The organism is Propionivibrio sp., assembly GCF_017995515.1.
Classification (GTDB): Bacteria; Pseudomonadota; Gammaproteobacteria; order Burkholderiales; family Rhodocyclaceae; genus Propionivibrio.
In genome coordinates this window covers 21,239-43,192 of sequence record NZ_JAGOIT010000018.1, presented here as the reverse complement: position 1 = coordinate 43,192, position 21,954 = coordinate 21,239, and the positions used below count along the sequence as shown (strand labels likewise).

Sequence of the window (21,954 nt, the reverse complement as noted above, 5' to 3'; positions counted from 1 at the left end):
ACGCCGCCGGTGCCGCGCTGCTGGAGAAGATCCTGGTGGAGTCGCCTTGCGCCGCGAAGGAACTCGCCAAGCGCCAACCCGGCTACCACGAAGAAGAATGAACCTAAAAAACTCAGTTCCTCACCGCGAAGGCGCAAAGATCGCAAAGGTTCGCAAAGAAAATCAAAGCGCTACGCGAACAGCACTTATCTTCCATCGCCACCCACAGGGTGAATGGTCAAGTACGATCAACCTGCTGTTTCCTTTGCGATCTTTGCGCCTTCGCGCCTTTGCGGTGAGGTTTTCAGGATGAAGCGGAGAATGACATGAGCGAAGCTAAAACTGCAAAACCGATCAAGAAACGCAAGATCAAACTCGACGAAGCCCTGCTCGCCTATCGCGGCGTCTGGGTTTTCATCGAGAGCGAACGCGGCCACGTCCACCCCGTATCGTGGGAACTGATGGGCCAGGGCCGGCAACTCGCCGACCAACTTGGCGTCGAACTATGCGGCGTCGTCATGGGCGCGCCCGGCCACGAACTCGACGCGCACTGCAACTCGACCTTCCATTTCGGCGCCGACCGTTGCTACCGTATTGCCAGCCCGGTACTCGCCGATTACCGTAACGTGCCCTACACCAAGGCCCTGACCGATCTGGTGAACACCCACAAGCCGGAAATCCTGCTGCTCGGCGCAACGACGCTCGGCCGCGACCTCGCCGGCTCGGTGGCGACAACGCTGAAGACCGGCCTCACCGCCGACTGCACCGAACTGGCGATCGACCCCGAGGACCGTTGCCTGCTCTCCACGCGGCCGACCTTCGGCGGCAGCCTGTTGTGCACCATCGTCACGCTCAACTACCGGCCGCAGATGGCGACCGTGCGCCACCGCGTGATGCCGATGCCGAAGTTGCAGCCACACTCGCAACCGGAGCGCACCGGTCTGGTCATCGACTTCGACCCGGCGCTGATCGAGACCGACATCGTCACCAAGATTCTCGAATTCATCCCCGACGACCTGAGCAACAAGCAGCACCTGCCGTACGCCGAGATCATCGTCTCCGGCGGCAAGGGGCTGGGCAAGGCGGAAAACTTCAAGCTGGTGTGGGATCTGGCGCACCTGCTCGGTGCCGAGGTTGGCGCTTCGCGCGCGGCCATCCACGCCGGCTGGATCGGTGCCGACCGGCAGGTCGGACAGACCGGCAAGACGGTGCGCCCGGCGCTCTACATCGCCGCCGGCATCTCGGGCGCGATCCAGCACCGCGTCGGCATGGAAGGCGCGGACTGCATCATCGCGCTGAACAACGACCCGAACGCGCCGATCTTCGACTTCGCCCACTACGCCGTGGTCGGCGATTGCAACCAGACGCTGCCGGCGCTGACCCGCGCCTTCGGCCAGTATCTGGGCAAAAACGCCACTGACACCAACACTGCGCAGGAGATTGCAGCATGAGTGAGAAATTCGACGTCATCGTCGTCGGCGCCGGACCGGCCGGCAACGCCGCCGCCTACACGCTGGCCAAGTCCGGCCTCAACGTGCTGCAACTGGAGCGCGGCGAATACCCCGGCTCGAAGAACGTACAGGGCGCCATCCTCTACGCCAATTCGCTGGAACGCATCATCCCGAACTTCCGCGAAACGGCGCCGCTCGAACGCCACATCATTGAACAGCGGCTGTGGATGATGGATGAGAAGTCGTTCATCGGCACGCATTACCGCTCCGACGAATTCAACAGCGAGCCGTACAACCGCTACACGATCATCCGCGCCCGCTTCGACAAATGGTTCTCTGAGAAGGTGCAGGCCGCCGACGCGCTGGTGATCTGCGAAATGACGGTCAAGGCGCTGCTGCGCAACGATTCTGGACGCATCATCGGTGTCGAGGTCGAGCGCGAGGACGGCAAGATCTACGCCGACGCGGTGATTCTCGCCGACGGCGTCAACTCGCTGGTCGCCACCAACGCCGGCCTGCGCAAGGACATCCAAGCGGGCAACGTCGCCCTCGCCGTCAAGGAAATGATCTTCCTGCCGCGCGAGACGGTCGAGGCACGCTTCAACCTCTCGGGCCAGGCGGGCGTCGTCATCGAAATGCTCGGCAGCATCACCGAAGGCATGGTCGGTACGGGCTTCCTTTACACCAACAAGGATTCGCTGGCGATCGGCGTCGGCGGCATGCTCAACGACATGAAGGCCCAGCGCACGACGCCGGTCGAGCTGCTGGGAAAGATGAAGGCGCACCCGGCGATCGCGCCGTTGATCGCCGGCGGCGAAACGCGCGAATACGCGGCGCACCTGATCCCCGAAGGCGGTTATCGCGCACTGCCGCAGATCTATGGCGACGGCTGGATGCTGGTCGGCGATTCGGCCGGTTTCGTCAATTCGGTGCACCGTGAAGGTTCCAACCTGGCGATGGAAACCGGGCGCCTGGCCGCCGAGACGCTGGTCGAACTGTTCAAGGCCGGGAAGGCGCCGAGTTCCGACAACTTGTCGCGCTACCGCGCCAAGCTCGACGAGAGCTTCGTCATGAAGGACATGAAGAAGTACCAGAAGATCCCGGAGACGCTGCACAACCAGCGGCAGTTCATCAACGACTACCCGCCGCTGCTCAACAGTGCCGCGCACCAGTTCTTCACCGTCGACGGCCGCGACAAGCGCACCAAGGAGAAGGAAATCGTCGCCGCGTTCATGCAGCGCCGCTCCCTGTTCGGCCTGCTCGGCGACGCCTTCAAGCTGTGGCGCGCCACGCGCTGAACGTCGGCCAGAAAAGGAACCCATCATGATCAAAGTTGAAGAAAAACTCTTCCAGAACCGCTACCGCGTCGATGCCGACTTGCCGCACATCCGTATCAAGGACGAATCGGTGTGCAACACGAGCTGCGCGGCGCAGAAATGCACCGTCTGTTGCCCGGCCGGCTGCTGGACGATCGAGGACGGCAAGATCAGCCTGATGACCGACGGCTGCCTCGAATGCGGCACCTGCCGCGTCGTCTGCGACGAGCACAAAAACGTCGACTGGAACTACCCGCGCGGGGGCTACGGCATATTGTTCAAGTTCGGCTGACACGCCGGATTCCGCGCCTGACGCGCGGGCGTATTTTTTTCTTACAAAAGGACTCACCACCAGCCATAACAGTCGCTCTGCGCGGTGCATGCACCCGCATTGCGGGCCCTCAACACCTTTTGCGCAGACTCACCGTATCCTGGGCATCGGCATCCCGTTATTCTGCGGGTGGATGCCGACTGCGCTGCGCGCCTTTCGTCGCTAACCGGTGATACCCGCCTTCTTTAGTCGCGCAGTAAACCAGAACCGACTCCCTTGGCCCGGACGGCTTTCACAGCCGGCGTCCCCGCCCATCAGCTCTGCCAGATTCTTGGTAATTGCCAAACCAAGACCAGTGCCGCCGTACTGACGCGTGGTGCTGGCGTCCGCCTGCTCAAAGGCGTGGAAGAGCTTGTCGGTGACATCCGGCGCGATGCCGATCCCTGTATCCTCGACTTCGAATCTGATCCTCGCATCGCTCGGCGTTTCCTCTTCAATGAGTGTTCTCAGCGTCACCTTGCCTGCCGGGGTGAATTTGATGGCATTGCTTGCATAGTTGAGCAAGGCCTGTCGAAGTCGTGTTGAATCGCCGATGAGCTTCAAAGGTTGCGGTGCGTTCTCGACGCTCAACTGAAGCTGCTTGATCTCGGCCGACGGCGTCAATATGGAAACAATTTCTCCGGTGATGCCATTCAGGCAGACTTCGCCTTCTTCCAACGTCAGCTTGCCGGCCTCGATCTTGGAGACATCCAGAATGGCATTGATGACTCCAACCAGATGCGTTCCCGCAGCATGGAGTTTGTCCAATTGCTCGGCCTGCTTTGGTGTGACACCGCCGCGGCGGATGAGATGCGCCATGCCGAGAACTCCGTTCATGGGCGTGCGCAACTCGTGGCTCATGTTCGCAAGAAACGTGCTTTTTGCGCGATTGGCTGCTTCGGCCTCTTCCTTGGCTTGTTCCAACGCCTGGGTGCGCTCTTTCACCTGCCGATCAAGCGTGGCCTGAATCTCCTTCTGCTCCGAAATGTCGTAATTGACGCCGATCATCCGCTGGGGCTTGCCCTGTTCGTCGAAAGTGGTGTGGGACATCGCCTTGATGTGGCGCACCGATCCGTCTGGCCAGACGACCCTGAACTCCGGGGCATACTCACGCTCCCCCCGGAGCGCCGCCTTTATCTCGCCTTCGGCATAGGCTTTGTCCTCCGGGTGAATGGCGCTGGCCCAGGCTTCATAGGCTTCGCCAAAATCACCCTCCTTTCGGCCATAAAGGCGATACATCACTTCGTCCCAGAGCAGTCGGTTATTCACGATATCCCAATCCCATACGCCGACGATGCCGGCTGATGCCGCGGCCTTGAGCCTTTCCTGCTTCTCACGAAGTTGGGCCTCGGATGCGCGTAAGCGACTGACCAACTCGGCCATGCGCTCTGCGCTCCGGGTGGCTTGCTTGCGACGATTGGACAGCGAGCGGATGACTGCGAACAGGAGGATATCGATACCGACGCCAACCCAGGCGATGATCAATGGCTGGTAGTTCTGCATGTCGCGTTCGAGTTGTTCGCTGCTGGAAAATCGTACCGCCCAGAGGCGTCCGGGCAACGGGATACGCTCTTCCGACTCGAATCGGGGTGAGCTATTTTCGACCCGATGTGAAGAGGGCGAGGCGTAAAGAATGTTCGCCTCGGAGCGGCTGTCTTCGTCAAAGATCTTGAAGTCAATCAACGGCGTGCGGCCGCCCAGAATCCTCTGCATCAGATCCGTTGCCCGGAATGGGCTATAGACAAAACCCACGAGTGCAGCGCGCCGCTGTTCCTCATTCCCGAGCGGAAGCCCTTCACGATAGTGGGGCAGATACATCAGGAAACCCGCCTGCACATCCTTATCCGTTTCTTGAACCAACGTCACTTTGCCGGAGACCGCGGGTTTGCCACTGTCGCGTGCCTGGATCATGGCGGCCTGACGAGTCGGCTCGGAGAACATGTCATAGCCAAGGGCCCGTTGGTTACGCCAATCCAGAGGTTCCAGGTAGACGATGCTGCTATAGGTGTCGCGAATGCCTTCCGGCCTGATATTGAAATCCGGAAAACCCTCCCGACGGATGCGCTGAGCCAATGCATCGCGCTGCGCGGCGGGGATCATGATGGAATATCCGATTCCCTGAATACCGGGCCAGTAGGTATCGATTTCGAGATTGGTGACGTACCGGCGCCAATCCTCTCGCGAAAGACCGTCGAGCCCCCGGAACAGCCCCACGCCCCCGCGCAGCACCTGCTCATACTCCTGCATGCGTTTGGTGATGGCTTCCCGCGCCTGGCTGACTTCGAACTCGAAGCGATCCTTCGCGCGCTCATCGACGTAGTTGCTGGCGAACCACCAACTGAACACGGTGATCAGCGAGGAAATTGCCAGGACAACCCACGCGGCTGACTCCGTGTGGAACCGTTCCGCCACGAGCGGAGGCTTGTCGTCCTTGCCCATAAGGGAAAGGGAGTCGGTGGAGCCCGCATCCGCGGTGATTCCTTCCAAGGCCATCTGCGTCCCTCCGTTGGCCGAAAACGTCTGGCGTACACTGGAACAACGTTTTCAGTCTAGAACCAACTTCGACAGTGTCCCAAGGTTTTCACAGCAAGATGTTGCTACAACTTGAAGGTGATCAGCTATTCCTTGTTTGTAGCGGGTCTTGATTCTTCAGAGGACCAAAGGAGTTTGCCAAATCGTGGCATTTTGGGCGAGTGGAATTGTTGACTCAGGGACATTGGCAGAGCGGCGGCGCGTCGTGGTGGGCACGCTCGGCGTTGGGGGAATGACACAGGTTGCTCGCCGAATTTCTGAATCCCGGCTTTCACCGGGATGACACAGCATCTCCTGACCTTGCCCCCCCACAAAGCGAGACCGCAAGATTCAGGTGGAACGCACCGCGCGGCGCGGCGACAATGGCGACTCGTCTCGACCAACGCCGCGCCCGCCATGCAACTCACGCACCTCATCCAACTGCTCACCCTCGCCGCCATCTGGGGCAGCTCCTTCCTGTTCATGCGCATCGGCGTGCCGGTGTTCGGTCCGGCTTTCCTGATCGCGCTACGGGTGTTCATCGCCGCCGCCGTCCTCGGCCTGGCCGGACTGTGGCTGAGGAAGCCACTCGATCTACGCCGTCACTGGCGGCACTATCTGATCATCGGCTTCCTGAACTCGGCGCTGCCCTTCCTGCTCTTCGCCTATGCCGCGCAGTCGCTCTCCGCCTCGCTGCTCTCGATCCTCAACGCCACCTCGGCGCTCTGGGGCGCGATCATCGCCGCCGCCTGGCTGCGCGTGCCGATCACGCGTTCGATCGCGCTCGGGCTGTGTTGCGGCTTGTTCGGTGTGGTCCTGCTTGTCGGCAACGGCGTTGCCTTGAGCGGCGATGCGGGTTGGTTGCCGGTCGCCGCCGGGCTGGTCGCGCCTGTCTGCTACGCAATCGCCAGCACCTACACCAAGGCCTTCCCGAGCACGACCACGCCCTTCGCCAACACGCAAGGCAGCATGTGGATGGCCGGTCTGGTCTGCCTGCCCGTGCTCTTATTCGTGCCAATCCGGCAGACGCCGCAAGTCGGCGACTGGGCGGCGCTGGCCGCGCTCGGCGTGTTCTGCACCGGCATCGCCTACCTGATGTATTTCCGGCTGATCCAGGACGTCGGCCCAACCAAGGCGCTGTCGGTCACCTTCCTGATCCCGGTGTTCGGCGTACTGTGGGGCGCGTTGTTCCTGAACGAGGCGATCGGCTGGGACAAACTGTCCGGCGGCGTGCTCGTCCTCGCCGGCATTTCGTTGACCACCGGCATCGTCAAACTCCCGTCAAGGAGGTCCGCATGACCGGCATCGATCGACGCAGTGCCGCGTATGAAACCGTCGCTTACGAGTCGGCCGTCGCCCTCGGTGGCTGATAGTCAGAACTCGACACTGATAGCACCATTGAACCTAAACCCCTCACCACAGAGGCACAGAGGTACAGAGAAGAGCGAAAAAACAACCGGTTACCGGCACCGGATGATTCACCCGACGGGTGAGCGCCAGCAACGTCGTAACGCTTTGTTTTTCCTCTGTGTTCTCTGTTTCTCTGTGGTTCAACTGAGGTTTTCAGGTTGAATAACAAGATGGAGAAAGAACGATGTCGTTGGATGTGATTGGTCTGGGCGTATCCACGCTCGACATCCTCAGTCTGGTGGAAGCATTTCCGTCGGGCGACGAAGTTCAACGCGCCGCGGCGGTTGCCGTGCAGGGCGGCGGGCCGGTGTCTACAGCGATCGTGACCGCTGCCGCGCTGGGCGCGCGAACCGCGATGATCGATCGGTTGGGTGACGATTGGCGAGGAGCAACGATCATGGCCGAATATCGACAAGCGGGTGTCGGCACCGATTTTCTCGAGGTCGTACCCGGCGCTACGTCGTCGATCGCCACCATTCTTGTGCGACGAACGGACGGTGCGCGTGCCATCGCCTATTGCCCGGGAACCACGCCGGAGGTATCGCCGGCCGATCTTCCAGAGGACGCCATCCGCACAGCGAAGCTGCTGCACATCAACGGTCGGTATCCCGAAGCCTGCCTCCATGCCTGCCAGCTAGCACGCCAGGCCGGCGTGCGCGTCTCATTCGATGGCGGCGCACATCGCTACCGTCCGGAAATCCGGCCGCTCGTTGGGCTGACGGATATTTGCATCGTGGCGCTCGACTTTGCCCGCCAGTACACCAGCCACACCGAGATCGAGGCCATGGCCGGGATGTTGTTGGCGGAAGGCCCGGAGCTCGTCGTGATCACCGACGGTTTGCGCGGCAGCTGGATTTACCCGCGCGGCGGCGAGCCTTTCCACCAGGCAGCTTTCCCGCAAGCCGACCTGATCGATACGACCGGCTGCGGCGACACTTACCACGGCGCCTTTCTGTTTGGCCTTGCAAGGGGGCTGCCATTGACCGAATGCGCCGCCCTGGCCAGCGAACTGGCGGCGCAGAACTGCCGATTTCTGGGCGGACGAGGAGGTCTGTCTGTGCTGAAAGACGGCCGCTCCAACGCATAGTTCGGCCGCGCCGAGGACGATAGCGCCGTCGCTCGCATCACCCCAGGCCCAAGGCACGCAGGGTTTGCTGGAAACACTGCTCCGCAATGCGATCTGCGGCCTTGCTCACGGCCGCATGGTCATCGGCTTTCCATGCCTCCAGCGACATCTTCTCCGGAACATGGCCTTGGCACGAAACGCGCGCGAGGGTTTTCGGCGCTTCGTTCAACGGCTCGACCATGGCAACGCCCAGCGCATAGCTCAGCGTGTAGTCGCTGCTGGCGAGGAAAGATTCATACCCCAATTCCCAGCGCGACGCCGACACCACGAGTTCGATCGGCTGGCCAGGCGTCCCACCGGGCGCCGACGGGAAACGTTCGCGCAGTCGTTTTGCCAGGCGGGCCTCCACGCCGATCCCGCTGTCGCTTTCGGCGCCCGTCGGCAGAGCCCGATTCAGTTCTTGACCAAAGGTCTGGCCGATCTGCGTGTTGGCCTGCATTTCGCCTGCCGTACGGGCGCCGGCTGCACTCGATGCGGCGCTGGAAACGACACTGGCCAGCAAGAAATTGCCAACGGCCTGCCCCTTGGTACGTTCGACCAGTTTCACGGACGTGGTGACGGAGCGAACACTGACAACGCTGTGCTGCACCCGCGTTCTCAACTCATCCGGCGTCAGTTCGGCAATGGGGGTACGGTTGGTGGCGCATCCGGAAAGAATGAGCAGGCAACCAAGAGGGAGGAATTTCTTCATCCGTGGAGTGCTTTCTGTGAGTTGCGTAAAAGGAGTTGTGGTGAAGGGGCGCAGTTATCGAGGACTCGAAGGCCGCTGCTAATTGAACAGACCGCTTCATTGAATTCGCTCATGCGATTCACGAAGCGATGGATCATGGCTTGGCCTCGATTTGCCATTGTCGAGCGGAATGAGGGCCGGCAGCCAACCTACGGCATTGCTTGTCGCTGTTCCGGCGTATCGGTGTACGGCTGCCCAGAAATCCGCATTGCGGTAGATACGCGTCGGTTGCACCATCACGAAAGGGTTCAAAGTGATTTCGGATTTTCAAATTACTCTGACCCCTTTGGCTTTTGATTCCTTTGATTCCTTTGATTCCTTTGATTCCTTTGATTCCGCAAGATGATCGCAGCACTGTTTAAGCATCGCCATGGCGAATGCCCTGTCGGTGGGTGACAGCACGTCCAGCCACACGGTCATGGCCGTTGCATCGTCGCTCGGCTGTTGCCCCTCTTCGGCCAGCAAGTCGGCAACTGTCGTTTGCAGCAGCCCTGCCAAGCGGATCAAGTTCTTGAGCGTTGGAGCATGCTTGCCACGCTCGAATCTCGACAAGGTTTCCGTGTCCACGCCCAACCGCTCAGCCAGTTGTGCCTGCGTCAGGCCCAAGGCTCTACGGCGCTCTCCGATGTTGTGTCCTACGCGAAGTACGACAGCTTCTTCTGTTGTCTGTGTTCCAACCATAAATGTCGGCCTTTTAGTCGACAGATATAGTTGTCCAGCATGGTTGGCTGTGACAGAATCAAAACCGTCGATTTTCTTATCGATGAATTTTGTTGACTAACCAGAAGAAGGAGTAGGTTATGGCTACTGAGTATCGTAAGTGCGATGAATGTCGCGGCACTGGCAAGACCGAATGCTATGTCTGCAAGGGCAAGGGAGACTGGGAGTGCCGGGGTTGTGGTGGTAACAAGCGCGTTACCTGCCCCGCATGCGGTGGCACAGGCAAGGTTCCCCAAGGGAAGTAAGCATGCCAAACAAACTTTGGAGCAACCTGAAAGATGCGGTCAACAAGGCTGCCGCAGGCGACTGGGCGAAGGACTTGAACATTCCCGACCTGACGTCCAGCGAGTGGGCTCGCATCGGTGATCTTGGCCCGAACTACAGTAACAGCGAGCTTCGGCGCATCATCCTCGACGAACGTGCAAAGAAGCGCTGAGACGTTGACGGTCAGGCAGTTACTGACCATTGCATTGGACTGGATTGAGGCACTGGCCACCATGGATCAAGTCATGGTGGCAGCCAGTCTCCAACGCCAACTTGCCGAGTGCGAGCCAGCATGTCGCGCCGCATGCCTTGCCGTATCCCCTCGTAAACCGGCGTAAACCGGGACGGATCGTAAACCGCGTAAACCGGGACAGACCACGATTACCCACACCTTTTTGCTATCTCTGGGCTAAGGCCCGTCATAAGGCTAGCACGCGAATAGCGCTTTCGATTCCAACCGCAGACTATTCCGTGGCATCCTGCCCCGCCCCGGTCCAGACCAAACGCCCACCGGAATCGGCGATCTCGCCGTAGACGACGGCTGCCTGACCAAGTCCATGCGCGAGCTCAAGAAGCGACCGCCCCCCTGCGTTCAGCACGCAATAGCCGGGTTCATCCGGCCAGGCGCCGGAGTCCGCATGATTGATCGACGGAAAAGCCAGCCAGCCGTGCGCCCGGATTCTCGTCGCCAGTTCCCTGGTCGCGGCGGCGTTGGCCTTTGCATCAGGCACAAGCCGGCCACCGGGATTGCAGGCCGTGATGATTCCCCAGTCGGTCGCCCGCCATCTACGCAAAAAGAGGACGAAAGCAAGATCCGGCTGGCCGACTCTGAGATTGAAGGTCGCCGAGGGTGTGACCACGCGGTAGGTCGTGGCCAAAAAGGCGGCTTCCAGCGGTGTGTTTTCCATGCGACTTTCGGCCGGGGCTACGCCTGAACAGGCTACTCGTCCGCGACCGATTCAATATCCTCCAGATTGCCCAGCCTGGCCTGCGCATCGGCAACCGGCAAGGCTTCGACACCCTTGAGCTTACGCTCGATCTGGCGGGTGCGCACGCCGGCCGATTCGATGCTCTTGGTCGCCTGTTCGAGCTTCTTGCGCGTCGCTTCGAGCACCTCGCCGAACTTGCCGAACTCGGTCTTCACCGCGCCAAGGACGGCCCACACCTCCGACGATCGCTTTTCGATGGCCAGCGTCCGGAAGCCCATCTGCAAGCTGTTCAGTAGCGCGGTGAGCGTCGTCGGCCCGGCGAGGCTGACGCGATAATCGCGCTGCAGCGCGTCGGCGAGCCCCGGGCGGCGCAACGCTTCGGCGTACAGCCCCTCGGTCGGCAGATAAAGGATGGCGAAGTCGGTCGTGTGCGGCGGCTCGACGTACTTGTCGCGGATCTTCTTCGCCTCGTCGCGCAGACGAGCTTCGAGCGCCTTGGCCGCCGCCTCGACGGCGACCGGGTCGGCCCTGTCCTGCGCTTCGACCAGTCGTTGGTAATCCTCGATCGGGAACTTGGCGTCGATCGGCAGCCAGACCGGGCGGCTGTCCGCGTCGCGTTTGCCCTGTCCCGGCAGCTTGATTGCAAACTCGACGCGTTCGTTGCTGTTCGGACGCGTGGCGACGTTCTTCTCGTACTGCTCGGCGGTCAATACCTGGTCGAGCAAGGCCTCGAGCTGGACTTCGCCCCAGGTGCCGCGCGTCTTGACGTTGGTCAGCACTTTCTTCAGGTCGCCGACGCCGGCCGCCAGCGTGTGCATTTCGCCGAGGCCTTTGTGCACTTGCTCCAGCCGCTCGCTCACCAGCTTGAAGGAGTCGCCGAGGCGCTGCTCCAGCGTGGCGTGCAGCTTCTCGTCGACCGTTTTGCGCATTTCTTCCAGCTTGGCGGCGTTATCGGTCTGAATGGCGCTGAGGCGCGTTTCGACGGAAACACGGAGTTGCTCGAAACGCTGCTCGTTGCTCTGCGTCAGGCGCGCCAGTTGCTGGGCGAAGGCTTCCAGTTGCTGGCCCTGCAAGGCGCCGAGCTGGCCGACCTGCGCCGACAGCGTCTTGGCGAGTCGGTCGAGCGCCTGTGCCTGTTCTTCGCGATCGCCGCGCGCCGCACTGGCTGCTTCCTGGCGCACGCGCGCCAGTTCCTGGCGCAACTCGCGCTCCAGCCGCTCCAATCCGCCCTCAATCGTGCGAAATCCTGGCTCAACCGTCTCGTCCTTGCGCCCTGCGCGCTGCAACAGAAGGAACTGCAATACCAGAACAACGATTCCAATCGCCACCAGACCGTACAAAACAAACTCACTCATGTATTGCCCTCAAAAAGACTATCTCAGCGAAAAGTCGGCGCGCGCCGCCTTCGCCTTGTTTTTCTGCGTGGCATCCGGCTTGGCCTCGCTCGTCGCCGGCTGCGTCGGGCGCAGGAAAATCCGCTCGCTTTCCACCTGATGTTCGATCAGCCAGTCGCGCACTGCCTTGGCACGGCGGTCGCCGAGATTCAGCAAGTCCTCCTCGTCTACCGTCGAATTGGCGAGGATCAGCTTTTCCATTTCCTCGACCGGCAAGGTCTTGACCATGCCGACCATGTTGCGCGGCTTGGGAAACTTCTCGGCGCGATAGACCCGTTCGAGCAGGCCCGGATACTCCTCGTCACTCAATTGTACCGATGCCAGCGACTCGACCTCGATCCCTGCCTTGGTCATGTCTTCGCGCTTGGCCGCGCGCACCTTGCGCTCCATACGTGCGTGCTTCAACCCTTCCGGATCGTTTTCCGGATCGATGCGCCCCTCGATCTCGAGCTTGAGCGCCGGCCGGTCGATCAGCGCTTTCGACAGGTTTTCCAGTCGCTTCTGCGCCTCGGCGTCGAACGTCGCGTAACCCGCTGCAAATTCGACGTTGGATAGCTCTTCGCCACCGCCGAACATCGATCCGATCAGCGCAAACGGGGAAGTCACCGCCTTCACGAGGAGATTGACGATGACCTTGATGACCAGGCCACCGATACTGAACTGCGGATCGTTGAGCGAGCCCGAAATGGGCAGGTTGACGTCGATTTCACCCTTGCTGTTCTGCAGCAGGGCGATCGCCAGCTTGACCGGCAGCTTGGTCGCGTCCGGGCTCTCAACCTGATCGCCAAAGGTGAGCTGATCGAGAAAGACCCGGTTCTCGGCGTTCAGCTGATCGTTCTCGATCTTGTACTTGACGAAGACGGAGAGCTTGCCCTTGTCGATCGCGTAGCCCGCGTACTTTCCGGAATACGTCGAGAACGAGGTCATCTCGATACCTTTGACTTCGGCCTGAAGATCGAGATAGGGCTTGGCCGAGAGCGGGTTGATCTTCGCCGTCAGGCTGAGCGGCGCCACGTCGTCGTAACTGCCGCGCAGCGCCAGGTCGGCGACGCTGCCCGGCTCCGTGGACAGACCGGTGACGCTGCCGCCGATCTTGCGCAGATTGGCCGTGTAGTTCGGCTTGACGAAGTTGTCGGTGAAACGAACCGCCCCTCCCTGCAGCGTGATCTTGCCGATCTTGACCGGCATCGTCGGCGTACTCACTGCCGCGTTGTCGACCGGCACCTCTGCTTTGCCTTCGACCGCGGGCGCCGGACTCGCCGCAACGCTTTCCGGTTTCGAAGCAGCGGCGGCATCGGGCACGACCGCCACTGCCTCGCCATCCGGCTGGCGCACGATCTGCATCAGATTCAGCTTGCCTTCCGGCGTCACGATCACGCGCGCGAAGAAGTCGGACAGCGCGATCTCGCCGATCGACACCGAATTCGGATTGAGCTTCGCGTCGATCTTGCCGAAATAGAACGACTTCCAGCGCAGGAAGTCGGCCGAGTTGAGCTTGTCGACCGCCGAGAAGTCGCCGATCGTGGCCTGACCGGCGAAGCCGCCGGCCAGCGCGGGCGCTTCGCCCGCCTTCGTCGCTTCGTCCTGGCGCAATTGCAGGTCTCCGCTCACCGCGACCTGCCCGCGCGTTACGTCGACGTTCAGCTTCTCGGCGAAATACGGCTGGAACGGAAGGATTTCGAGTCCCTTCACGTCCAGCTTGATGTCAGCCACGAGCGGGAACGGCTGGACAGTGCCGCTCAGCGCAACCTCGCCCTTCTTGTTCAATTTGAAGTTCGTCGCCACCTTGGTGGCCTGCCCGGGCACGGTCGTCACGTTCTCGAGGTCGAGGCTCAGGTTCTCGATCGACTGCGTCACCGCCGGCGATACGCCGGCATCCTCGAAGCGCAGGCCGATGTCGTCGCCATGGTATTTGTTGATGGTCAGCGTCCATGGAGCCGACGCATCCTGCTGCGACGCTTCGACGGCGCGCAGCGTTGGCGGCTTGATCCAGTCGATCGCGCCGTCCCTGGTACGCCTGATCAAGGAACGCGCGCCCTGCGTCTCAACCTCCGGAATGACCGCCTCGCGCCTGGCGAGATCGATCTGGCCGCCCTTGACGGCAAACCGCTCCACCGTCAGCCATTCGCCGGCGTCGATCCGCCAGGAGAGATCGACTTCGGCCGGTTTGTCGCCATTGCTGAGCTTTCTCAGATCGATATCGATGTTGTCGACCTTGGCGTTGAACGGCTCGCCGTGCGACTCGTCGAGCCAATGCACCGCGCCGCCACTCACTTTGGCTTGGGCAAGCGACCAGGAAACCTTGGCCTTGGCCGCGGCGGGACTCGCCGCCTTTTCGCCGCCATCCGCCGCCGCGACAGGCGCTGCTTTCGCCAGTTCGCCACGGAAGAACTCGATCCAGTTGATATCGCCCTCTTTGCTCACCCGGGCATGGATCTCCGGGGACGCCAGCGTCACCTTTTCGACGGCATAGCGTCCGCCGAGCAAATCGGACGGCGCGATCGCAACATCCAGTTGCTTGAACGAGAGCAGCGACGCACCGCTGTTATCCTTGACGTTCAACCCCTTGATGCCGAGCGTACCGGACACTTCCAACGTCGCTGCCTTCTCCGGTTCCTGACGGAAAACTGCGGTCAATTGCGTGTCGAGCTTTCCGGACAGCATCTTGATCGGTAGTTTGATCGGCGAGTAGTCGAGGAATCGATCCAGTTCCAGGTCGGCCAGATCGAGCGTCATCTCGCTCTCGAGCGATTGCGAAAACGGCTTGCTCCGGCCCTTGATGACCAGCGGCGAGCCGTTGAACGTCGCCGAGAACGCCGGCTCGACGAAGATCTCCGTCGCGTAGGCGAGGCTGGAGATGAACGGCAGGCTGAGGTTGATGTCGCTGACGACGTGTTTTTCGTCGATCGGCTGGTCGTCGAACACCACTTCGCCGCCGGTCAGCTGGATGTTATTGACCGAGAAGGCGGGCGTCGGCCCTTCGCTCTTCGGCTGCGCCATGAACTCGTCCATCAGGTCCGAGAAGTTGTAGCGCGTGTCGGACAAACGCGCGATCCGGACTTTGGGTGCCACCAGCCGGAACTCGCCGATGACCGGGCCGCCACGGAAGATCGAAGCAGATTCAAGATTCACGTACAGGTTCTCGAAACTCGCGAACGTCTCGACGCCGTCCGGCTCCTTGATCGACAGTCCTTCGACCTCAAGCGACAAGGCGTAGGGATTGATGTGAATCTTCTTGACTTCCACTGTGCGGTGCAGCGCTTCGCTCGCTTTGGCCAGCGCGAAGTACTTGACCACCGGCGGCAGGACCAGGAAGCCCAGGACGCCGATGAGCACGAAGGCAATCACGGCGCGAAGCACGTATTTCTTCAATTTTGCCGATTTCAGCACAGCCAGCGTCTTTGCCTTATCGATCATGATATCCATCCGTAATCATCGGTTCGGGAGGAAGAATTTATCATGAACGACTAGCCGCCGAAGTCTCACCGAGGCGCTGAATCAACTGAGGAATCGGCATTCGTCGGATCAGGCGTAGAATCTCGGCCAGCCAGCCCATTCCCAACCGCCCTCCCACTGAGATTTGCATGAAAACGCTTGTCATCGAGGATAGCCGAAGCAGCCTGAATCTGCTCTGCGGACACATCCAGCGGATGGGTATCACACCGATCCCGGCCGAGACGGGCGCGACCGGTATCGATCTCTTCCTCAAAGAGCGCCCCGACCTGATCCTGCTCGACATCGTGATGCCGGACATCGACGGCTTCGAAGTCGCGCGCCAGATCCGCCAACTGGAGGCGCCCGGTGACTGGACGCCGATCATCTTCCTCAGTTCGCTCAGCAAGGACAAAGACATCGAGAAAGGTATCGCTGCGGGCGGCGACGACTACCTGCTCAAGCCGATCAGCGAGATCGTTCTCGCCGCCAAGATCCGCGCCATGCAACGCATCCTCCAGATGCGCCAATCACTGCTCGTCTTGACGCGCAAGCTCGACTCGGCCAACCAGGAGCTGAAGCGTCTGACCTCGCTCGACGGGCTGACCGGCATCGCCAACCGCCGCCACTTCGACAGCATGCTGGAACGTGAATGGCGGCGCGCCATGCGCCAGGGCGACGAAGTCTCGATCCTGATGTGCGACATCGACTTCTTCAAGCAGTACAACGACGCCTATGGTCATCAGAGCGGCGACGAATGCCTGCGCCTGTTCGCCCAAACCTTGTCCGGCACGATGGACCGCGGTGGTGATCTGCTCGCACGTTACGGCGGCGAGGAATTCGCAGCTGTCCTGCCGAGCACGGCGCTTCGCGGCGCGGTTCACGTGGCCGAGCAGATGCGAAAAGCGATCGACCGCCTGAAGATCGAGCACAAGGAGACGCCGTTCGGCTATATCACCGCCAGCTTCGGCATCGCTTCCGCAGTCGCCATGCCGGAAACCGATCCGCAAGACATCGTCGGCGCGGCTGATCGCGCGCTCTACAAAGCCAAGCACAACGGGCGCAATCGCGTCTGCGTCACCTACTCGCTCGATCCGCAGGACAACTAAAGATGGCCTCCCCGAAAATCATCATCGTCGACGATAACGACCTGATTCGCACCTTGCTGCGCGGCATCCTGCGTGCCGAAGACTGGGACATCATTGGCGAGGCCCGCAACGGCACGGCAGCGCTGGAGCTGATTGAAAAGAGCAAGCCGGACATCGTTCTGCTCGACGTCCTGATGCCCGAAATGGACGGCCTTGAGACGCTTCAGAACATCAAGCAGCAATACCCGGAAATCATCGTCGTAATGATCACCGGCAGTCCCAGCAAGGACAACGTCAAAGAGTCGATCGAGGGTGGCGCCAGCGGCTTCATCGTGAAGCCGTTCAACTCGGCCAAGGTCCTCGAGACGCTGAAGCGCGCCTGGAATCCCAGGCGTTAGCCCGCGTCAAAAGGCGTTACGCCACTGACGCAAGGCTGTGAAGACGGCGAGCGCATCGCTCGCGTTTTCGCCGCGGTCGCGGACGCACGTACTGATCTCCGGAGCATTGCAGCGCAGGAAGGGGTTCGTCGCCTTCTCGAGCGCGATCGTTGAGGGTATCGTTGCCCGCCCCTTCACACGCGCAGCGTCTACGGTCGCCACGCGACGCAGCAACTCGCGGTTTCCCGGTTCGACGGTTTGTGCAAAACGCAGGTTGGCCTGCGTATATTCGTGGGCGCAATAGACCGCCGTCTCGTCCGGCAACGCCGCCAGTTTGGCGAGCGAATCGCTCATCTGCGCCGCAGTCCCCTCGAACAAGCGTCCGCACCCGGCCCCGAACAGGGTATCGCCGCAAAACAGGCATCCATTCCCGTAATACGCCAGATGACCCAGGGTGTGTCCGGGAACAGTCAGCACCTGGAAGTCAGCGCCGATGGCCTCGAACCGGATCGACTCACCGCCGCGCAAGGGACGCGACAGCCCTGTGATAGACTCCGCCGCCGGTCCGAAGACCTCGGCCGGAGAATTCGACAGCAACTTCGCCACGCCGCCCTGATGATCGGCATGGTGATGCGTGATCAGAATCGCCTCCAGCTGCAACGCCTCGCGCTTGAGAACTTCAAGCACCGGTTGCGCATCCCCCGGATCGACGACGACCGCCAACCGGCCTTTGCGCAGCAGCCAGATGTAGTTATCCTTGAATGCAGGAATTCTGATGACCTCAAACATTTGATCGATTGTGGAAGAAGCGAGAAAAATGTCAAACCCCGGAATCGATGACTGGCTCCAGACGCAGCAAGGGCGCTATGTCATGGACTGGGAAATGGAACGGATCGACACCCTCGTGGTCGATCTGTTCGGCTACAACGCACTTCAGCTCGGTTTGCCCGAACTCGATCTGCTTGCGCACAACCGTATCCCGTTGCGCCAGGTTGCCGGCGAGACAGGCAAGGTGGACGTCGTTTGCGACTTGCGCGAACTGCCCTTCGCAGCCAACAGCATCGACCTGGTCGTTCTACCGCACGTCCTCGAGTTTCACGACAATCCGCATCAGATCCTGCGCGAAGTCGAGCGGATCCTGATTCCGGACGGCCAACTGGTGGTCACCGGTTTCAACCCTTTGTCATTGTGGGGGCTGCGCCGCCGCCTGCCCAACTGCCCGACGGGTTTTCCGTGCAACGGCAGCTACATCTCGGTGCTTCGCCTCAAGGATTGGCTGCAACTACTCAGCTTCGAGGTCGATCGCGGCAGCTTTGGTTGCTACGCTCCTCCCTTCCGCGAAACCCGCTGGCTCAAGCGTTTCCATTTCATGGAGGCGGCTGGCGATCGCTGGTGGAGTTTCGCCGGAGGCGTCTATATGCTGCGCGCCGTCAAGCGCGTGCGCGGCATGCGCCTCATTCTGCCGCCCTGGGAGCAGAGCAATGCCCCACACAAGGCACTTACACCCATTGCACAAAAAGGAATTCAAGACCGTGGCTGAAGAACCGATGATCAACATTTACGCCGATGGCGGCTGCCGAGGCAACCCGGGTCCGGGCGGCTGGGGCGTGCTGATGCAGACAGGCTGTGCCGAGAAGGAGCTGTGCGGCGGCGAGCGCGACACCACGAACAACCGGATGGAACTCACCGCCGTGATCCGCTCGCTGGAAGCGCTCAAGCGCCCGTCCACCGTCAACGTCCACACCGACTCCCAGTACGTGCAGAAAGGGATCAGCCAATGGATCCACAACTGGAAGCGCAACGGCTGGCGAACCTCGGACAAGAAGCCGGTCAAAAACGCTGACCTCTGGCAAATTCTTGACGGACTCGCGACACAGCATCAAATCAAGTGGATCTGGGTCAAAGGCCACGCCGGACACCCGGGCAATGAACGCGCCGATGCCCTCGCCAATCGCGGCATCGACCAACTGCTCGGCAAGTAGCCGAATACTGAGAGGTTGTGAACAAATGCAGAAACGCCTGCCACAGAGTCACAGAGACGCAGAGTTTTCGCAGAGAAAACCTTTGGAAACGGTGCTTTTCCTCTGCGTTTCCTCTGCGCCTCCGTGCCTCTGCGGTGGGGTTTGAGTTTTTTCACAGGCTCTGAGTGAATATCCAGACGAATCATCCAATGCGCCAGATCTTCCTCGACACTGAAACCACCGGTCTTGAACACAAACTCGGCCATCGCGTCATCGAAGTCGGTTGCGTCGAAATGCGCAACCGTCGCCTGACCAACCGGCATTTTCACCGCTACATCAATCCCGAGCGCGATATCGACGCCGGCGCGCTCGCGGTACACGGCATCAGCCTCGAGTTCCTGCAGGACAAGCCGAAATTCGCCGACATCGCCGAAGAATTCCTCGACTTCGTGCGCGGTGCCGAATTGATCATCCACAACGCCTCCTTTGACGTCGGCTTTCTGAACGCCGAACTTGCGCTGCTCGCCATGGCGCCGATCGAGACGGTCTGCCGCGCGGTGCAGGACACCCTGCGCATGGCCAAAGAAATGCATCCGGGCAAGAAGAACAACCTGAATGCATTGTGCGAGCGTTACGGAATCGACAATTCTCACCGGACACTGCACGGCGCCCTGCTCGACTCGGAGATCCTCGCCGAAGTCTACGTCGCGATGACGCGCGGCCAGGAAAGCCTGATCATGGATCTGACGTCCGATGAATCCGGGCAAACGGCGCTCGCATCGTCGGCCCAACGCAACCGGCCGCGGCGGACACACACGGTCGTTCGTGCTGCCGAAGGCGAGTGCGCGGAACACGAGAAGATTCTTGCCGCCATCCAGAAGGAGAGCAAGGGCAAGTGTCTTTGGCTGCCGCCAAGCGAACCGGCGGCCTAGCAAGCGTTCGAGACGAGGCGATGCAAAAACGGCAACCGAAGTTGCCGTTTTTCATTTGAACAACCAAGTCAACACCAACTTGGACGCCAGTGGCCCCAAATCACGCAGCCGGTGCGCCACCCTCGCTACCGCCGCCGGAACCACCGGCGTTGGCAGGACCGCCATTACCCGAACTGTTACCCGTCGAGCGCTTCGGCCGCCGATGCTGCCGACGTGGCGAGCGACCGTCGTTTCGCCCTTCCTGACTGCGGTTCTCCTGCGGCTTGATTTCCTGCCGAGGCTCCTGAGCGCGAGGCACATTGCCTCCACCGTTGGGATTCTTGCGATCCTGCTTCCGGTCCTGGCGCTTTGCATGGCCTGGCGCCGGCTGGTTGAAGCGCTTGTCCTGAGACCGTTCCGGCACTTCCCGATTACCGGGCGCCGTACGGATTTCCAGTTCGTTGAGCTCGTCCCATTCCGCATCGGTGCGATCACGATCAGGGATCGCGAGCAACTCACGGATACGACGGCGCGGATCTATCGGTTGAGGATCATTCATGTCGTCATTATCACCCACAGGCGCCCCGTCGTTCAAGCTGTTAAAGGTGTTCCTTCGCGCGACAGTCCGACGTCCTCGCATTGAGTAAAGAAGAGTCGTTTCAGCCCTATAATCGCTTCCTTTTTCGGATCTGCACCATGTGGTTCAAAAATCTCCAGCTCTATCGACTACCGAAGGATCTGTCGATCGACATCTCGTCCTTCGAGGAGCAGCTATCCAAGCTGCCGCTTCAACCCTGCACTTCGATCGAACCCCGCAGCACGGGTTGGGTTCCGCCGCGCGAGGGCGGTCCGCTCGTGCATGGCGTCAATCATCAATGGCTGATTGCGCTCGGCTTTGAGGAGCGCTTGCTGCCGGCCAGCATCGTCAAGCAGTTCGCCGCCGATCGCGCCAAGGCGATCCTGGAGAACGAGGGACGCAAGGTCGGGCGCAAGGAAATGCGTGACATCCGCGAGGCGACGGCAATCGAACTGATGCCGCGAGCGTTCCCGCGCCGCCGCGTCACTTACGGCTGGATCGACCCGGTCAACGGCTGGCTGGTCGTTGACGCGGGTTCACCTGCGAAAGCCGAAGAATTCCTCGAGCACCTGCGCCGTTCGGTCGACAGTTTCCCGGCCAAGCTGGTCAAGACGGTGCAATCACCCGCTTCCGCCATGACCGGGTGGATCGCCGACGGCGACGCGCCCGGAAGTTTCACGATCGACCAGGACCTCGAACTGCGCTCGGCGGAAAACGCGGCGGTGCGCTATGTGAAGCACACGCTGGAAGGCGACGAGATTCGCCAGCACATCGCGACGGGGAAGATTGTCACCAAGCTGGGAATGACGTGGGGCGAACGGATCTCTTTCGTACTCAACGAAAACCTGCAGCTCAAACGCCTCGCTTTCCTCGACATCCTGAAGGAACAAGCCGACGGCCAGGCAGAAAACGAAGACGAGCGCTTCGATATCGACTTCACCTTGATGACGGGCGAAGTCGCGCACCTGCTCGCCGACTTGCTCGAGGCGCTCGGTGGTGAGTTGCCTGGAGCGATCTAGCGCGACCACGCCGTCCGAACCGGGGACTTCGGGCGAATCCGGCGTGCAGGATTCGCCCCGACCAACACGGCAGATGCAGGCTGCTCCGTGGTTTGTCTATCTGATCGAATGCCGTGACGGCAGCATCTACACGGGGATCGCCATCGATGTTGCGGCACGCTACGCCGCACATGCTGCCGGCAAGGGCGCCCGCTATACGCGCGCGCACCCGCCGGCGCGCCTCCTGGGCTGCATCGGCTTCCCGGATCGTTCCAGCGCGTCGAAAGCCGAATACCAAATCAAGCAACTGAAGCCGGCGGACAAGCGGCGGTACGCCGAAGCGATGGGATCGCGGATGATTCAGCCACCTGATGCGGACAACACCGATCGAGTTGCCCGGCGATAGTACTCAGCCGCAAAAACTCGGCCTTGCCGAAGACGGGCTGCAGCCAGCGTATATAATCCCCGGT

The 21,954-nt window shown here is 61.0% G+C and carries 21 protein-coding genes; 13 read left to right on the top strand and 8 right to left on the bottom strand.

The annotated features are described in order from the left end of the window. The first annotated feature begins 305 nt into the window (after window positions 1-305). The 3 genes from KBA32_RS04885 to KBA32_RS04875 are packed head-to-tail and all read left to right on the top strand — an operon-like array spanning window position 306 to window position 3,038. Window positions 306-1,430 carry an electron transfer flavoprotein subunit alpha/FixB family protein gene (locus KBA32_RS04885; RefSeq protein ID WP_294356059.1) on the top strand — a complete coding sequence of 375 codons (1,125 nt, stop codon included), beginning with the start codon at window positions 306-308 and terminating at the stop codon, window positions 1,428-1,430. Then, window positions 1,427-2,728 carry an FAD-dependent oxidoreductase gene (locus tag KBA32_RS04880; RefSeq protein ID WP_294356057.1) on the top strand — a complete coding sequence of 434 codons (1,302 nt, stop codon included), beginning with the start codon at window positions 1,427-1,429 and terminating at the stop codon, window positions 2,726-2,728. The genes KBA32_RS04885 and KBA32_RS04880 overlap by 4 nt, the downstream gene beginning before the upstream one ends. A 25-nt stretch (window positions 2,729-2,753) precedes the next feature. Further along, window positions 2,754-3,038: a ferredoxin family protein gene (locus KBA32_RS04875; RefSeq protein ID WP_294356056.1), complete on the top strand. Its 285-nt coding sequence runs from the start codon at window positions 2,754-2,756 to the stop codon at window positions 3,036-3,038. A gap of 201 nt (window positions 3,039-3,239) precedes the next feature. Here the strand turns inward: KBA32_RS04875 and KBA32_RS04870 are convergent, their stop codons facing one another. Further along, window positions 3,240-5,549: a CHASE domain-containing protein gene (locus tag KBA32_RS04870; RefSeq protein WP_294356054.1), complete on the bottom strand. Its 2,310-nt coding sequence runs from the start codon at window positions 5,547-5,549 to the stop codon at window positions 3,240-3,242. A 435-nt stretch (window positions 5,550-5,984) separates the two neighbouring features. Here KBA32_RS04870 and KBA32_RS04865 point away from each other — a divergent pair, with 435 nt between their 5' ends. Continuing rightward, a complete protein-coding gene (locus tag KBA32_RS04865) occupies window positions 5,985-6,866 on the top strand; it encodes a DMT family transporter (protein WP_294356052.1) in 882 nt (293 codons plus the stop codon). 295 nt (window positions 6,867-7,161) lie between these two features. Next, window positions 7,162-8,064, top strand: a complete 903-nt coding sequence (locus KBA32_RS04860; RefSeq protein WP_294356050.1) for a carbohydrate kinase family protein — start codon at window positions 7,162-7,164, stop codon at window positions 8,062-8,064. Window positions 8,065-8,101: 37 nt separating this feature from the next. Here KBA32_RS04860 and KBA32_RS04855 read toward each other — a convergent pair whose 3' ends face one another. Further along, window positions 8,102-8,794, bottom strand: a complete 693-nt coding sequence (locus tag KBA32_RS04855) for a hypothetical protein (protein ID WP_294356048.1) — start codon at window positions 8,792-8,794, stop codon at window positions 8,102-8,104. A gap of 306 nt (window positions 8,795-9,100) precedes the next feature. After that, window positions 9,101-9,514 carry a helix-turn-helix transcriptional regulator gene (locus tag KBA32_RS04850; RefSeq protein WP_294356046.1) on the bottom strand — a complete coding sequence of 138 codons (414 nt, stop codon included), beginning with the start codon at window positions 9,512-9,514 and terminating at the stop codon, window positions 9,101-9,103. 286 nt (window positions 9,515-9,800) lie between these two features. On the opposite strand from KBA32_RS04850, the gene KBA32_RS04845 reads away from it, so the two are divergent. Next, on the top strand, window positions 9,801-9,989 hold the full coding sequence (locus tag KBA32_RS04845) for a hypothetical protein (RefSeq protein WP_294356044.1): 189 nt from the start codon (window positions 9,801-9,803) through the stop codon (window positions 9,987-9,989). Between the two features lie 292 nt (window positions 9,990-10,281). On the opposite strand, the gene KBA32_RS04840 is transcribed toward KBA32_RS04845, so the two are convergent. The 3 genes from KBA32_RS04840 to KBA32_RS04830 are packed head-to-tail and all read right to left on the bottom strand — an operon-like array spanning window position 10,282 to window position 15,557. Continuing rightward, window positions 10,282-10,725, bottom strand: a complete 444-nt coding sequence (locus KBA32_RS04840) for a DUF3293 domain-containing protein (RefSeq protein WP_294356042.1) — start codon at window positions 10,723-10,725, stop codon at window positions 10,282-10,284. Between the two features lie 32 nt (window positions 10,726-10,757). Beyond that, complete coding sequence (gene rmuC, locus KBA32_RS04835) at window positions 10,758-12,101, bottom strand: DNA recombination protein RmuC (RefSeq protein WP_294356040.1); 1,344 nt, start codon at window positions 12,099-12,101, stop codon at window positions 10,758-10,760. An 18-nt stretch (window positions 12,102-12,119) separates the two neighbouring features. Continuing rightward, entirely contained in the window at window positions 12,120-15,557 is a 3,438-nt protein-coding gene (locus tag KBA32_RS04830) for a DUF748 domain-containing protein (RefSeq protein WP_294356039.1), read from the bottom strand. 167 nt (window positions 15,558-15,724) lie between these two features. Here KBA32_RS04830 and KBA32_RS04825 point away from each other — a divergent pair, with 167 nt between their 5' ends. Next, window positions 15,725-16,681, top strand: a complete 957-nt coding sequence (locus KBA32_RS04825) for a diguanylate cyclase (RefSeq protein ID WP_294356037.1) — start codon at window positions 15,725-15,727, stop codon at window positions 16,679-16,681. 2 nt (window positions 16,682-16,683) lie between these two features. Then, a complete protein-coding gene (locus tag KBA32_RS04820) occupies window positions 16,684-17,058 on the top strand; it encodes a response regulator (RefSeq protein WP_294356035.1) in 375 nt (124 codons plus the stop codon). Window positions 17,059-17,064: 6 nt separating this feature from the next. Here the strand turns inward: KBA32_RS04820 and gloB are convergent, their stop codons facing one another. Then, window positions 17,065-17,826, bottom strand: a complete 762-nt coding sequence (gloB, locus tag KBA32_RS04815) for a hydroxyacylglutathione hydrolase (RefSeq protein ID WP_294356033.1) — start codon at window positions 17,824-17,826, stop codon at window positions 17,065-17,067. Window positions 17,827-17,854: 28 nt separating this feature from the next. Between gloB and KBA32_RS04810 the strand changes: the two genes are divergently transcribed. The 3 genes from KBA32_RS04810 to dnaQ all read left to right on the top strand — a co-directional run bounded on the left by KBA32_RS04810 (window position 17,855) and on the right by dnaQ (window position 19,930). Then, complete coding sequence (locus KBA32_RS04810; RefSeq protein ID WP_294356031.1) at window positions 17,855-18,577, top strand: class I SAM-dependent methyltransferase; 723 nt, start codon at window positions 17,855-17,857, stop codon at window positions 18,575-18,577. Between the two features lie 7 nt (window positions 18,578-18,584). Continuing rightward, window positions 18,585-19,019: a ribonuclease HI gene (gene rnhA / locus KBA32_RS04805; protein WP_294356064.1), complete on the top strand. Its 435-nt coding sequence runs from the start codon at window positions 18,585-18,587 to the stop codon at window positions 19,017-19,019. A 188-nt stretch (window positions 19,020-19,207) separates the two neighbouring features. Then, on the top strand, window positions 19,208-19,930 hold the full coding sequence (gene dnaQ / locus KBA32_RS04800; protein WP_294356028.1) for a DNA polymerase III subunit epsilon: 723 nt from the start codon (window positions 19,208-19,210) through the stop codon (window positions 19,928-19,930). Window positions 19,931-20,030: 100 nt separating this feature from the next. Here the strand turns inward: dnaQ and KBA32_RS04795 are convergent, their stop codons facing one another. Next, complete coding sequence (locus KBA32_RS04795; RefSeq protein WP_294356026.1) at window positions 20,031-20,504, bottom strand: hypothetical protein; 474 nt, start codon at window positions 20,502-20,504, stop codon at window positions 20,031-20,033. Window positions 20,505-20,605: 101 nt separating this feature from the next. On the opposite strand from KBA32_RS04795, the gene KBA32_RS04790 reads away from it, so the two are divergent. Both KBA32_RS04790 and KBA32_RS04785 read left to right on the top strand, forming a co-directional pair. Continuing rightward, the gene (locus KBA32_RS04790; RefSeq protein ID WP_294356024.1) at window positions 20,606-21,505 is read left to right on the top strand and encodes a recombination-associated protein RdgC; all 900 of its coding nucleotides are present in this window, start codon (window positions 20,606-20,608) and stop codon (window positions 21,503-21,505) included. After that, window positions 21,483-21,890 (top strand): GIY-YIG nuclease family protein, encoded by a 408-nt coding sequence (locus KBA32_RS04785; protein WP_294356023.1) that lies wholly within the window; start codon window positions 21,483-21,485, stop codon window positions 21,888-21,890. The genes KBA32_RS04790 and KBA32_RS04785 overlap by 23 nt, the downstream gene beginning before the upstream one ends. Window positions 21,891-21,954 lie beyond the last annotated feature (64 nt).